Genomic DNA, 13,535 nt, shown 5'->3' with positions numbered 1-13,535 from the left:
AGCGTTCCTCTGCCTACCTCTGCGGTTAAAAACCTACATAATTTTGCCGCCACCAAGCGCGCACAAACTTAATTTCCTCAAACGTATAACGTTCTTCCAAAAAATCATAAATGGCTCTCAGTTTCTCATCCCCCATAACTTCAAGAGCGTACACTATCGCCTGCTGGCGTTCCGATTCAACCAATAAATTTATATCAACTTCCCTGCCCATTTCCATCAATTCTATCAGATGCCCCGAAATAGTATTAGGACTCATCCCCCGCGCATTGGCTATTCCTTGAACTGTCAAACCTTGTCGGTATAATTCCCAGGTTTGCATCTGCGAATAAGACGCAACGTTGGAAAGATTGGGAAGATTAGCGACCTCAGAAGATGCAGCACCACTTGACAATCCTTGTTCTTGGCAAAAATTGCGAATAGCCTCCAAGAAAACCTTACCGTACTTATCTCGCTTGTTGCTGCCAACGCCGTAAACATCCTCAAATTCTCTGAGGTTTTGCGGGCGTTTTTCTGCCATGTCTCGCAAGCTTTTATCTGCAAAAACTACGTAAGGAGGCACAAATTGTTCGTCAGCAATTTGTTTGCGTAGCGTCCGCAGTATGGTAAATAAACCTTCGACTTCTACTGCCAAAGACCGAACTTTCCCCTGTACTTCCCGCTGCGGTTCAATGGCGATTTCAACTGTGCGCTGACGTTTCATGATTTCCCAACTTTTTTCATTCAGTTTCAAAATGGGAAAGCCGTCTGTTTTTTCGTCTAAAAAACCTTGATTTAACAGCGAACGACTCAACTTTTTCCATTCATCAGCACTTCTATCTTTGCCAATTCCGTAAGTAGAAAGTTGGTGGTGCTGGTATTGCAATATTTTTTGATTTTTTGAACCGCGCAGCACATCAATAATATGATTCATGCCGAATTTTTCTTGGCATCGGGCGACGCAAGAAAGAAATTTCATTGCCTCAATCGTCCAATCTTCGACTGGTTTTTGGTTGCAACAGTTATCGCAAGTACCGCAGTTTCCGGGGAAGGAATCGCCAAAGTAACTTAACTGGATTGTGCGACGGCAATCGCTGGATTCTGCATAGTTGATTACTCGGCGCAACTGTTGGCGGGCAATTCGTTGTTCTTGGGGGTCGGGTTTTTGCTCGATGATGTAGTCGATGGTTTTGACATCGCCGTAGCCGAAAAATAAGCTGCAATGGGCTGGTTCGTTGTCTCGGCCTGCGCGGCCGGATTCTTGATAGTATCCTTCGAGATTCTTGGGCAAGTCGTAGTGAATTACAAACCGCACGTCGGGTTTGTTAATTCCCATACCGAAGGCAACTGTTGCTACCATTACTTGCACGTCGTCGCGAATGAAGCGGGTTTGATTGGTTGTGCGATCGACATCGTTCATGCCAGCGTGGTATGGTAAGGCTTGGATGCCGCTTTGTTGCAATTTTGAGGCAACGTCGTCAACTTTTTTGCGGCTGAGGCAATAGATAATTCCCGAACCGCCTTTTTTTTTGATGATTTGCAAAACTTCGGCAAAACTGTGCTTGGTTTTGGGGCGGACTTCGTAGTATAAATTGGGGCGGTTGAAGCTGGCGACGTGGATGTAGGGATTTCGCAGAGTTAGCTGCTGGATGATGTCTTGGCGGACGCGCTCGGTGGCGGTGGCGGTTAGTCCCATAATGGGAATGTCGGGATATCGATCGCGCACTCGTTGCATTTGCCTGTATTCTGGTCGAAAGTCGTGCCCCCATTCCGAAACGCAGTGGGCTTCGTCGATCGCAAATGCCGAAATTCCTAACTTATTTGCTACTATATCTAAAAACGGTAAAAATCTCTCACCGAGCAAGCGTTCGGGTGCAACGTAGAGCAATTTAATCTTACCTTCGAGAATTGCTGTTTCGCGCGATCGCGTTTCCTGAGAGCTCAAAGTGCTATTGAGAAAAGTCGCCCCAATTCCATTATCCTGCAAAGCTTCCACCTGGTCTTGCATCAGAGCAATTAACGGCGACACAACCACTGTCAATCCCGGTTTCAACAGTGCCGGTAATTGAAAACACAAAGACTTGCCACCGCCTGTCGGCATGACAATCATCATATCCCGTTTTTGTAAAGCAGCTTCGACAATTTCCTGCTGCCCCGGGCGGAAAGAGTCATAGCCAAAAAAATGTTTGAGAGCTTGTTCCAGGGACAGCGGCACAGAAGATATGGGCGGATTCGACGCTGACATTTGCAGTAGTTGGTTGTTGGCTTCTCAACTATTCTATGCCTTTTGAGCACAAATACAGTTACAATAATTGAGAATCTCAATTTAAGCAGAGAAACTGATGCCGAAAGCAATTTGGAATGGTGCCGTTTTGGCCGAGAGCGACAAGTGCGAAATTGTAGACAATAACTATTATTTCCCCGCCGATGCCATCAACCGTGAGTATTTCAAGGACAGCAGCACTCACACTACTTGCGGTTGGAAAGGTGTTGCTAGTTACTACAGTGTCGAAGTCGGCGGACAAGTTAATAAAGATGCTGCTTGGTACTATCCTACTCCGAAAGAAGCTGCTAAAAATATTGCCGGATATATTGCTTTTTGGAAAGGAGTTAAGGTAGAGGCTTAAAGCAGTTTTGACTTAAAATTTTGGGGCGGATTTTGTGCTAATTAGCCACAAAACCCGCCCCTTTAAAATTTAATCTTTTTCCCAAACGGCGACAGCTTCCCATCCCAAACCGCGACGAACAACAATCGGTTCGCTTTCTGTCAAATCGAGAATGGTAGAAACTTGATATCCCGGATCGGAACCGTCATCGACAATGACATCCACTAACTTTGAAAAACTGTCAAATAGTTCAGCTTTGCCAAAGCTTTCTGTTGTTGCTGCAGGCACTGGTGCTTTACCTTCATCGTCCGTGGTAATGTGAGCAGATGTTGAAATAATTGGATTTCCCAAAGCTTCCACCAGTGTAAAACAAAGCGGGTGGTCGGGAACGCGAATTCCCGTGGTTTTGCGTTTTGGGTTCATTACCAACCGTGGCACTAACTTGGTAGCTGGCAGCAGAAATGTGTAAGATCCGGGAATTAATCGCTTGATAATTCTGTATGCTTCATCGCTGACGGCAGCGTAGTCGGTGATATTTGACAGAGACGAACACAAGAACGTTAAAGGCTTATCATTGGATAGTTGCTTGATCTTCCTGACTCGTTCTACAGCAGACTTGGAGTTGATATCGCAGCCGATCGCGTAAACTGTATCAGTCGGATAAAGCATCACTGCCCCATCTTTCAGAGCTTTTTTAATTTTCTCGATCCGGTCTCTTTGGGGTGCAACTGGATGCACTTCGTAAATAGTTGCCATGTTAAGATATTGCAGGCTAAGTGGGCGATCGAAATATCGAGTGAAACAATCAATGCGAAAAATTAATTGTTAACAATGAATAAAATAGCTTATTTTGACTGTCCCACCGGCATTGCTGGCGATATGTGCATCGGAGCTCTCGTCCACGCCGGCGTTCCTTTAGAATACCTAATCGAAAAACTCAATTTGCTCGGCATTTCGACAGAGTACCAGTTGCGGACGGAATTAGTCCACCGGAATACTCAACAAGCAACTAAATTTTATGTGGATTTAGCTGCGGATTTGTCGTTAAAACCAGAAAATCCCGCTACCGAACTCGATCCCTCGCAAACGGAATCCCCGACTTTCGACGCCCGCCACCACCATCATCACGGTGAGGAACATTCTCACAGTCACGGGGAAGAAGATGCAGAAATTAGCGACACTCATCACCGCCACTTGCCCGAAATTGAGCAGATCATCGTCTCTGCAAAATTGCCTCCGCGCGTGGAAGCCTGGAGTTTGGCCGTATTTGGCAAATTAGCAGAGGCAGAAGCTGCCGTACACGGTATCCCCCCAAGCGAGGTTCACTTTCACGAGGTGGGGGCGACGGATGCAATTATTGATATTGTGGGTACTTGTTTGGGTTTGGATTGGTTAGATATTCAGGAGTTTTACTTTTCGGCGATGCCGACTGGTGGGGGTACGGTGAAGGCTGCCCACGGTAAGTTAGCGGTGCCGACACCAGCGGTGATGCGGTTGTGGGAAACGCACCGAGTCCCGGTTTATAGCAACGGGCTCGATCGCGAATTGTGTACTCCTACGGGAACTGCGATCGCCTGTACTCTCGCCTCCGCTTTCGGCCCGCCACCGCCGATGCAAATTCAGGCGATCGGTTTGGGTGCAGGTTCTCGGATGCTGGCAATTCCTAATATTTTGCGCCTCTGGATTGGGGAGAAGGCAGAAGTCAGAAGTCAGAAGGAAGAGGGAAGAGGGAAGAAGGAAGAAGGAATAGGGGAGAAGGAAGTATTTAACCAATTCCCAATGCCCAATTCGATAGAAACTATTACGGTACTGGAAACGCAAATTGATGATTTGAGTCCGCAGGCGATCGGCTATGTTTTTGATGCTTTGTTTGCCGCCGGAGCTCTGGATGTTTTTACTGCCCCAATTGTGATGAAGAAGTCGCGGCTGGGGGTTTTGTTAACTGCGATTTGTCATCCAGAATTTCAGGATGCTTGCGAAGCTGTGATCTTTCGCGAGACTACTACTCTGGGAATTAGGCGATCGACTCAACAGAGAACTATTTTGCACCGGGAAATCCAGATAGTTCAAACAGAATACGGCGAAGTGCAAATAAAAGTTGCGAAGTCTGGACAAACGATTGTTAACGTGCAGCCGGAATACGAAGATTGCGCGGAAATTGCCAGACTTAAAAATATTAGCTGGCGCGAAGTTCACCGTTTGGCGCTGCAAAGTTGGTACGATCGCACTTAATAAATCACCAAGGCTTAAGCTTTCAATAAGCTAAGTTTGTTTGTCATCATTTCTTGCTCAGCATTTTGGAGTAAGCGTTCTCTGACATACTCGACGATCGCAGGCTGTAGCGTTAAACTTGTCGATGCGGTATTGTCGGGCGATCGCCGATCTTCAATGAGCGATCGTTCAGCCAGCCCCTCCAATGCTTCCATCAGTTGCCTTGCAGAAACTTTGGGCAAAATTTCAGCTTTTAACTTCGCAGGAGTCGCTCCTTCTTGGTTAATTGCCAGCCAGTACATAATTTTTTGTTGCAGGGGAGATAAGCGATCGAACTGGTGATCGAGCAAATCCCACAAATCGCTAAAAACAGTATTTCCTTGCACTAAAAATGCGTGAATATCACCACCAAAAAGTGTTTTAATACTCGTTGCAGCAAGTTTGAGGGCGAGGGGATTGCCACCAAAGTAGTTGACAATATCTTGACACTGCAATAGCGTTGCCTTTAATCCTTTGGCCGCGAGGATTTGCTGGCATACTGGCGGTGAAACTCCGAAGAGTTTGAGCGATCGCACTGGTAAATTTTCCCCCGATCGCACAGCAAACCCGCCCGGTTGTTCTCTTCCGGTTAAAATCACACAACTTTGGTGCGGTTCGTCAGCAATGCGCGCCAATAACTGTCGGTAATCTTCATACCCTTGTTGATATTGTCCGCTGCGATTTCCCCCTTGCAAAATCGACTCCAGATTGTCGAAAATTAACAAACAGCGTTTTTGCCGCAACTGTTCCATGAGAGCATCAATAGAGTTATTTGTTGTCGCTTCTGAACCAGTTAAAATCGGTAAAATATTGCTGAGGATAACATCTAATGGCGGTGCTTGCTGCAAACTCCGCCAGATCGCGAATTCAAACTGAGATTGAATTTGCTGGGCGAGTTTGACAGACAGAGAAGTTTTGCCGATACCGCCAATTCCAAAAATACCGATCAGACGAGTAGAATTGCCGCTAATCCAAGTTTCTAAAGTTTCCAGTTCCTGTTGCCGGTTGTAAAATTGGGAAACATCGATCGCTTCTCCCCAATCTTGAGTGCTGCTATCTGCTTCGCTAGCGTGGAAGATGCCCGCACTGCAATGCTGGTAGCGGCGCAAGACTGCTTGAAGATTTTGCTTGGAGATTTTTTCGCCGATGATGTGAGAGAGATTTCGCCACAAATGCGAACCGATGTGTTTAATATAATCGTGTTCGTAAGCTAAGCGATCGGCTATCTCTTGATAAGAGTGTCCCTCCCAAGTTTCCAGAAAGATGCGGGATTGAATGTCATTGAGTTTTTGCTTTTTGTTTGCGGATTGTAACAGACTATCAACTAGGGCGATCGCCTCTTGTCCTTTCATAGCTTGCCAATTTGACCTATTCAGTAAATTTACTGATGTTTCATGAGTGGGAGTTGCTTTTCAGGAAAGAAAACAAATTTACACAATTGAGCGAAATCAATAGGGCTACAAGCCCCAGGTACAGGCTGTGAAGTCAATTTTATTATCTAACTAAAATTTAACATCTAAAATCGATTGACTGCTAGCAGCCTTTAAGGGAATTTACGTAAGTTTACAAAAAGTTGTCACTTTTTCTCACCGGCAGGGCGATCGAGAGTGGGTTATTCTTTGAGTTAAGGCAGAGCACAACCTATTCAAACTGTTCAGGGTTAAACAGCAGATGTGCGGGATAAGCCGATCGGGAAGAGTATTGTACTGCAACTGCGGGACAATTATAAGTTAGACCGCTGGGTTATTTGTTTGGGCGTAACCGAGAGGTTAAGGGTTGAGTGAGATCGCCAAATGTGCAAAGTTTTAGTGAAGCCCGTAGATTTACGGTAATTTTTCCGGTTAGCCATAAATGAGTCTCGTACTCTTTACTAAACGAATTGTTAGACCTCACGCAGCCCGCCTCCAGGGTGAAAGCTCTTCTGTCGTCGATGAGTTATATGCTCAGTGACAATCTTATTTCTGAGAACAACCCAAGGAGTTGTTTGCAAATATGTGGGAGGTAATGTGGAAGTGACTGCACAAAAAATTAGATTGTGTATTTTGGTTTTTTTCCTAATCCTAGGGCAAGTTCTCATGTTTCCAACTAGTACTTATGCACAGAATCAAAGTGGTGATTACTTTAGAGAAACACTCCCAGTTTATCCATCCCAGCCAGACTATGTTATCAGCACATGGCGCGTCATAACCTCTAGCGGTCTTAACTGTCGAAGTAATTCTGGAACAGAATTTGATGTTGTTAAGGTTTTGACATTTAGAGAAACTTTTCAAGTGAAAACATCTGAAGGTAGAGATCAGCATAATAATCCTACTAAATTAGATAACCGAGGCTTACCATGGTTTATGGTTACTGACTCTTCCAGATATTCTCGAGGTAAAGTCGAATGTTTCGCTAGAGCAAATAGTCGGTACATTGAACCCGTTATCCCTACTGCAAGCCGATAAAGTTAGTCATTAAAGAATCTCAGTTATTTATGAATGTGTAGTAGCTGAACAGTTGATTGTGAGAACTTCAATCCTAATCGCATCTAACGTTTCTGTACAAAACAAGAAGGTTTCCATATGTCTCCTACAGATGTCAAATTTTCACAGATTTCTGGTGTAGCAGTTCACTACGACAGAGACCGACCAGAAGACTACGGAACTCGTGGACGATCGCTTCAGTTTTTTGCTGAACAACAATTCTACGATGAGCTAGAGCTATGCTTTGATGAATTGTGGACAATTTGCCCATTGGGGAAACCCGAAGTTATTGCATCTGCTGGTACATTTGTTCCTGAAAACCCAGGGCTACATGGTGATGGACGTGCCTTTGATCTAGACGGGATATTCTGGTCGAACCGCAGTTTTGTAACATTTGACGATGGGTTCCGAGGCGGGGACAAAAAGTTTTATTTCGGCATTAATGCTGTGTTCCAAAAACATTTTGGTGTAGTGCTCAATTACCTTTTCAATACCGATCATCGAGATCATTTCCACATTGACGATAGCTCGCCAGTTGGATTTGATTCAGGTGCACGCAACAAAGTGACTTTTGTTCAAGGTGCTTTAGTTCATGTAATGGGTATTTCCATAGGGTCGGGTAATTTACCTGACCCAGATGATATTGACGGTGATTATGGTCCCAATACAGACCGAGGCGTTAGCCAAGCTTTATCCGCCTTAAGTATTAGTGGCAGCCTACGATCTAAGAGTGTATGGTTGAACTTTCTAAACGCTATTGCTCGTAAAGCATTTGGAGCTAGTGCACCGATTGCTAGAGCTATAACTGTTACCACTCCTACTGAAGGACAACAGTTTTCATTAGGAGATACTGTCGCTTTTACTGGCACTGCTGAGACTGGCATTGAGACAGTCAAGCTTTTGGCAGAAAATCGTTTTGATCTTGGTGGTGAGGTTGCTGTAGCTGCTGGAAACTGGGCTGTTCCTTATAAGTTTACTCAGGGCGGCCAGCGAAAAATTATTGTTAAAGGCTTTGATAAAGATGGTACTCAAGTTGCTAATAGTGAGCGCACCATTCTTCTAATTAATCAGCCGAATGCACCTGGTTACTCACCACCAACTGCGTCCGTTAGTCGTTTAGGCTCGATTCCTTCGCTGCTAAGTAGTGCAACGCAGGTAACACAAACTTTTTTAGGAGGAAAGGTCATTTTCCGGTTGCCAAGCGGACAACTCTATATTGATGGCGATATGGATATTGATGCCGATGGCTCGCCTCGTGCCAGGGAACTTGATCCATGTTGTGGTCAAACGGAAACAAGCTTGCGCTATTCTGATAGGCAATCTGTTAATGCAGAAAACATTCCCTACTTTGTATTACCAGGAGGTTTCTTCCAGTCACGCGGAATTAGATTGGGCGATATTGCAGCGGTAATCTATAAGAGCCGAATTGAGTATGCTGTTCTAGCAGATATTGGTCCAACGAATAAGATTGGCGAAGGTTCTATTACTCTTTCACGTTCATTAGGCAACGAACCTCTAGTTAATGGTATTGTTCAGAGCGGAATTGATGAAGATGTTATCTATATTATCTTTCCTGGTTCTGGCGATGGTACACCACAAACTGTAGATTTGATAAGGGCTAAAGGGCAAGCATTATTTGCTGCTCTTGGTGGCAAGCCATAATTCAAGAACCTACTTCTCATCATTGACCCTGCTCTGCAAATGTAGTATCGGAAGCGACGGTCTAACAACTCAAATGCAGCGGACGGTTGAAAGCCACTGTTGAGGAGTTCGAGGTTATCTGCCGCCGCTGATTTGAACAGTTAGGTGGCTTGAGTTTTTAGTGAGGGAAGTAATTGAAAAGCTCTTGGTGGCTTCAATCATCAAATAACGTGTGAGTTTTCATAGTCGTATTTATTGAAGGAGTATTTAATCATGAGTTGGTTCAGTGAAACAGCTTCTTCTGTGAGTGATGCTTTATCTGAGGTAGATCCTACGAATCCAAATAGTGCCGTAAGTGATGCACTGAGGGCAGTAGATCCAACATTACTTGTTGGTGATACACAAGCTTTGTTGGAACCAATGGCAATGCCTCTCGCTCGCAATGGAATTTTACATTTCTCCTTTAAAACAGCCGACGTGCTTGTAAAATCTGGTGATCGTAGATGAGGTTCAACTGCGATCGCCCTTTCCTCTACCTCGACAACTTACCAATTTACAAAGCGTTATAAAACCATGTCACTTTCTGGCGGGAAAATTACTGTTGTATCCGCAGATAATAAGTACGTAAAAATCCCTACAACAAAATAGGGCGATCGTCCTACTTTCTGATTCTTGCGAGTAAAAGGTATATTTACACTTTATTGTAGCCTACACAGGTAGATTCGAGCTATTCTAGAAACATACTTGATTCCCGATCGCATTATGGTTGCCTTACCCGATCGCCCATCGATGAGCGCAGAAGAATACCTGGCTTGGGAACCCACCCAAGAAGAGCGGTACGAGTATTGGGATGGCGAAGTCGTCGCCATGAGCGGTGGCACCCGCAATCACAATCGAATTTCAGGAAATTTCTTCAGAATCCTGGATGATGCCTTTGTCGATCGCCCTTGCGAAGTGTATATCGCCGATGTCAAAGTCCAAGTGGAACCAGGACAAAAGTATTTTTATCCTGATGTTGTAGTAACTTGTGATGAGCATGATGACGATCCGCAAGTAGTGCAATTTCCTTCCTTAATTATCGAAGTTTTATCGCCTTCCACAGAAGCAGCAGATCGTGGTATTAAATTTGCTAAATATCGCCAATTTTCCACACTGCAAGAGTATGTCTTGGTGCAAGTTGAACAGCCCGGACTAGAGATATTTCGGCGCAATCAACAGGGGCAATGGGTTCTCTCCGAGTATGGTTTAGGCGATTCCTTGCAACTAGAATCGGTGAACCTAGAAATTGCGATCTCCGATTTATATCGCCAAGTACAATTTTCTTAGAAAATCCGCTGTTAAGGGATTTTATATTAATTATCCTAGGATTTTTTTATTATTTGAACGAACCGCGAAGATACGTAGAACGCGAATAAAGAACAGTATCTTATTCTTTCTCTTTCTTCGCGTCCACGTGCCTCGCGGTTCATTTAATCTTACTCCAGAGTCGTAAAAACCCAGTTTCTGAGCCCCGATGCGTAAGTCCTATTTAAACAAACTGACCCGTTGGAGTCGATCGCACCCGACGAATTCCAATCACCGACGGCATCGGCGAACGACGCCTGTCATTCTCAATATTACTTGGCCACAAACTGCCGCGAGCAACACTACGAGTCTGATTAAAAACAGCACCGTTTAAATCCAACATTTCAATTTGCCGACTAAGTACAGTACCATCATCGATCGGGCAATCTTCCCCAGGATGCTGCACCGAAAGCAACAGCGTATCTCCCACAAAAGTCGGCCCCGTCATTTCGCACCGATTCGGGCCGTAAGCAAACGGAACTACACTTCCCGCATTCGGCCCCGATGTCGGAATATAAAACAGCCAATTGTTGCCGAAAACACCGGTAAAATCCGAAACATTTCCTGTTTTCGTATGGTCGATCGCAGTCGGTTTCCCAGCAGCACCCACATCAAAACCGTTGTGCGTGCTTGTAGACATATCAGTCACGCCCCAAATATTGCCTTGAGGGTCAAAAACCAAATTGTCAACACTAGCAAATCCTGCCCCAGCTACTGCACCGGCTTCTCCGCCTTGGACAAAACGCTGCCAGCGGAAAGTCAAACCAGCACCGTCGGGACTATCTTCAATTATTTTGTAAATTCCTCCCGACTGCTGGGTGCTATTGAGTCCGGCAGTGTATTTAGCCACAGTAAAAATGCGAGAATCTGGATAGCCATCGCTTCCCGGTGCGCCGTCAGTATAGGAAATAAAAACTTCCTTAGTAGTAGGATTAACTTCCAAATCTTCCGGCCGCGCCGTCGGAGTGCCACCAATCAAATTAGCAGCTAAGAAAGCATCAACTAAAACAGCACCTTGACTGCTGTAGAAATTAGCAAGAGTTTTATTTCTGTAGCCGGGAAGCGCTGTTGCTTCATTAGTTGTATCTACTACAAAAGAACCGCCGTCCTCGGTTTGACCAGCAATTCCCGCGCGTTTCGGCAAGCGAGTATTTCCATCTCTTTGAGCTTTGCCAAAACTTGCCAATTCGGCCTCAGCAACTTTTTTTGGACTCACCGGATTGGTTTGGCTATTGATTGTCAGCGGCAGCCATCTTCCCGTACCGTTGCGGTTGTATTGGGCGACGTACAAAACCCCCTCTTCAAACAATCGGCTGTTGGTTTTATCTGCGGGATTGGTGACATTACCGTTGCTGACAAATTTCCAGGTGTGTCCGCCGCGCCGATCGTCCCCCATGTACACTACTAACTTGCGTCCCGCTTCGGCGCGAATCGCGACGTTTTCGTGGCGGAAGCGGCCTAAAGCCGTATGTTTGCGGGGTCGGAAACTCGGATCTTGGGGATCGACTTCTACCATCCAGCCGTATTTTTCGCCGACTAAGCCGAATTCCTCACCGATAGTGCCCTTGGCGTAGCCGGTTTGGCCGCCGTTGGGTTTGATGTTTTCCTGAACTCCCACGAAGAATAGTTCGCTACCTTGGAAGTTTTCTTCGGCGGAGAGGATGGTGCCCCACGGGGTTGTGCCGCCGGAACAGTTGTAGGCTGTACCGATGATGCGGTTTCCGAGCCCGTCGCTGTTGACTTGCGCGAAGACTTGAGTGGCAGCAGGGCCTGTGGCTGTAAGATATTTGTCGTCGCCTTGTCTGGTTCCCCAGGAGGTGACATCTTTGTATTTGTCGGTACGCTGGCTGTTGATTCCGAGGCCGGAAAGTCCGTGGATACGGCGGTTGAGGGGGTCGCCGGCGATCGCCCCAAACCGTCCGTTCGCTTGTTTGGTAATGCGGACGATCGAACCGCCGAGATTGTACAGAAATTCGCCAAGGGTAGCCTGATTCTTTACCGATAAGTCTATACCGAGTACGGCGCGATCGGTGGTTGGAAATGGTGCCACATCGGGCGGCGCTTCCGGCACCACTTTCGACATCGGGAAGGATACGTACTCGTGGTTAACCCAGAGATAACCGTCGTCCTTGCTGCCGCGAATGCCTACAAAGCCTGTGTAGTCGTTGTTGTAGCCGAAATAGTCGGTTGGATCGGGGAAAACTCGATCGCCCCAGCGGAGAATCACATACCGTTCGTATTCCGGCGGCACAACCACATCGTCAACAACGCTGTAGCTGGTTAATTTAGTATTCTGCGAGGCCGCCATCACGGTTCCCTGTCCGTTTAGGGCGATCGGCATAAAGCTGGACAATTCTCGATAAACCGGCAGCGGGTGGGGAAGTCTTAACGGAGTGAAAGATAGTGGCCCTACAGCAGCTTCGGCGGAGGTGGAATTGATGCCGAATAGTGTTTTAGTTAGTTGAGGGGCCAGCACAGTGGTAGCCGCACTGCTGCCGAAGAAAATTAGAAGTTGTCGGCGAGTTATTTTAGACATAAATTCCTTTTCAAACCAACATCCCTAATCAGATGATTCCGTATGAAACTCTATCACTCCTAAATTAAGAAAAGTTAACCTTCAGGTTAATTAAAATTGGATGATGTTTGGGTTAATAATTGGTTATTGGTTGTTTGTTGTTTGTTATTTGTTGTTTGCTACCAATGCCCAATGCCCGATGCCCGATTTCAATCATCTCGAAAACCCGGATCATTTTGTCGGGATGTCGATCGACTGGGCCTAGGTACATTAATCACTTGCGAATACCCAGAATTTGCGGGCGAAATATTGCCGTCTCTGAATCCCAAGAGCAATTGAGCATCGGCAAAATATCTAGTCCACTGTTCGATTCTGGCATCTTTGTGCCAGTCGCGGCGGGATACTCTGGATCGCAAAACTGGAACCCTTTGTCGGCTGCGATCGGCTGTAATGATGATTGTAACTTCTGTTAATGCCGGATTTTCTTGAAACTCGCGGGCGATCGACTCTTTCGCTAAATCTTCCGCCTGCTGCACTAAACTCGCAAAAGATTGACTACCGTCCGAATCTAGGGTAAGGTAGCGCTCTTTGGTTTCACCCAAAGCTATCGATATACTTGCTGTTAAACTGATAATTGCCAGAATGAGGCCCGACAATAAGCGTAGGTAAAAATTCATTATGTTTTAAACTAAATACTAACACTTGTCAATGATAGTCAATAAAATTTAACAGCCAGTTAAA

Annotated in this window: 10 protein-coding genes; 5 read left to right on the top strand and 5 right to left on the bottom strand. The window is 45.7% G+C overall.

Annotation, left to right across the window (positions count from 1 at the left end; translation table 11 throughout):
* Window positions 1-25: 25 nt before the first annotated feature.
* Window positions 26-2,221 carry a DNA helicase RecQ gene (gene recQ / locus QT996_RS13680; protein ID WP_333047115.1) on the bottom strand — a complete coding sequence of 732 codons (2,196 nt, stop codon included), beginning with the start codon at window positions 2,219-2,221 and terminating at the stop codon, window positions 26-28.
* 97 nt (window positions 2,222-2,318) lie between these two features.
* Between recQ and QT996_RS13675 the strand changes: the two genes are divergently transcribed.
* Window positions 2,319-2,603, top strand: coding sequence for a DUF427 domain-containing protein (locus tag QT996_RS13675; protein ID WP_333047114.1), 285 nt, complete (start codon window positions 2,319-2,321; stop codon window positions 2,601-2,603).
* 69 nt (window positions 2,604-2,672) lie between these two features.
* Here the strand turns inward: QT996_RS13675 and QT996_RS13670 are convergent, their stop codons facing one another.
* Window positions 2,673-3,338: an L-threonylcarbamoyladenylate synthase gene (locus tag QT996_RS13670; RefSeq protein WP_333047113.1), complete on the bottom strand. Its 666-nt coding sequence runs from the start codon at window positions 3,336-3,338 to the stop codon at window positions 2,673-2,675.
* A 75-nt stretch (window positions 3,339-3,413) separates the two neighbouring features.
* Here QT996_RS13670 and larC point away from each other — a divergent pair, with 75 nt between their 5' ends.
* Window positions 3,414-4,814 (top strand): nickel pincer cofactor biosynthesis protein LarC, encoded by a 1,401-nt coding sequence (larC, locus tag QT996_RS13665; protein ID WP_333047112.1) that lies wholly within the window; start codon window positions 3,414-3,416, stop codon window positions 4,812-4,814.
* Between the two features lie 14 nt (window positions 4,815-4,828).
* On the opposite strand, the gene QT996_RS13660 is transcribed toward larC, so the two are convergent.
* Window positions 4,829-6,184 carry an NB-ARC domain-containing protein gene (locus tag QT996_RS13660; RefSeq protein ID WP_333047110.1) on the bottom strand — a complete coding sequence of 452 codons (1,356 nt, stop codon included), beginning with the start codon at window positions 6,182-6,184 and terminating at the stop codon, window positions 4,829-4,831.
* Window positions 6,185-7,393: 1,209 nt separating this feature from the next.
* Between QT996_RS13660 and QT996_RS13655 the strand changes: the two genes are divergently transcribed.
* The 3 genes from QT996_RS13655 (at window position 7,394) to QT996_RS13645 (ending at window position 10,261) form a co-directional block, all read left to right on the top strand.
* The gene (locus tag QT996_RS13655; RefSeq protein WP_333047109.1) at window positions 7,394-8,956 is read left to right on the top strand and encodes a glycoside hydrolase family 75 protein; all 1,563 of its coding nucleotides are present in this window, start codon (window positions 7,394-7,396) and stop codon (window positions 8,954-8,956) included.
* Window positions 8,957-9,208: 252 nt separating this feature from the next.
* Entirely contained in the window at window positions 9,209-9,442 is a 234-nt protein-coding gene (locus QT996_RS13650; protein WP_333047108.1) for a hypothetical protein, read from the top strand.
* Window positions 9,443-9,697: 255 nt separating this feature from the next.
* Window positions 9,698-10,261 carry a Uma2 family endonuclease gene (locus QT996_RS13645; protein WP_333047107.1) on the top strand — a complete coding sequence of 188 codons (564 nt, stop codon included), beginning with the start codon at window positions 9,698-9,700 and terminating at the stop codon, window positions 10,259-10,261.
* A 202-nt stretch (window positions 10,262-10,463) separates the two neighbouring features.
* On the opposite strand, the gene QT996_RS13640 is transcribed toward QT996_RS13645, so the two are convergent.
* Both QT996_RS13640 and QT996_RS13635 read right to left on the bottom strand, forming a co-directional pair.
* Window positions 10,464-12,815, bottom strand: coding sequence for a PhoX family phosphatase (locus tag QT996_RS13640; RefSeq protein WP_333047105.1), 2,352 nt, complete (start codon window positions 12,813-12,815; stop codon window positions 10,464-10,466).
* Window positions 12,816-13,003: 188 nt separating this feature from the next.
* On the bottom strand, window positions 13,004-13,471 hold the full coding sequence (locus QT996_RS13635) for a hypothetical protein (protein WP_333047103.1): 468 nt from the start codon (window positions 13,469-13,471) through the stop codon (window positions 13,004-13,006).
* Window positions 13,472-13,535 lie beyond the last annotated feature (64 nt).

It is taken from the genome of Microcoleus sp. S13C4 (assembly GCF_036700865.1).
Taxonomy (GTDB): Bacteria; Cyanobacteriota; Cyanobacteriia; order Cyanobacteriales; family Microcoleaceae; genus Microcoleus.
This window is presented reverse-complemented; position numbering and strand designations above follow the sequence as displayed.

Bases quoted from the DNA above. Each gene is read 5' to 3' on its own strand.
- QT996_RS13640 (WP_333047105.1), bottom strand. From the start codon at position 12,815: ATGTCTAAAATAACTCGCCGACAACTTCTAATTTTCTTCGGCAGCAGT.
- QT996_RS13635 (WP_333047103.1), bottom strand. From the start codon at position 13,471: ATGAATTTTTACCTACGCTTATTGTCGGGCCTCATTCTGGCAATTATC.
- recQ (WP_333047115.1), bottom strand. From the start codon at position 2,221: ATGTCAGCGTCGAATCCGCCCATATCTTCTGTGCCGCTGTCCCTGGAA.
- QT996_RS13655 (WP_333047109.1), top strand. From the start codon at position 7,394: ATGTCTCCTACAGATGTCAAATTTTCACAGATTTCTGGTGTAGCAGTT.
- QT996_RS13660 (WP_333047110.1), bottom strand. From the start codon at position 6,184: ATGAAAGGACAAGAGGCGATCGCCCTAGTTGATAGTCTGTTACAATCC.
- QT996_RS13670 (WP_333047113.1), bottom strand. From the start codon at position 3,338: ATGGCAACTATTTACGAAGTGCATCCAGTTGCACCCCAAAGAGACCGG.
- QT996_RS13675 (WP_333047114.1), top strand. From the start codon at position 2,319: ATGCCGAAAGCAATTTGGAATGGTGCCGTTTTGGCCGAGAGCGACAAG.
- QT996_RS13650 (WP_333047108.1), top strand. From the start codon at position 9,209: ATGAGTTGGTTCAGTGAAACAGCTTCTTCTGTGAGTGATGCTTTATCT.
- larC (WP_333047112.1), top strand. From the start codon at position 3,414: ATGAATAAAATAGCTTATTTTGACTGTCCCACCGGCATTGCTGGCGAT.
- QT996_RS13645 (WP_333047107.1), top strand. From the start codon at position 9,698: ATGGTTGCCTTACCCGATCGCCCATCGATGAGCGCAGAAGAATACCTG.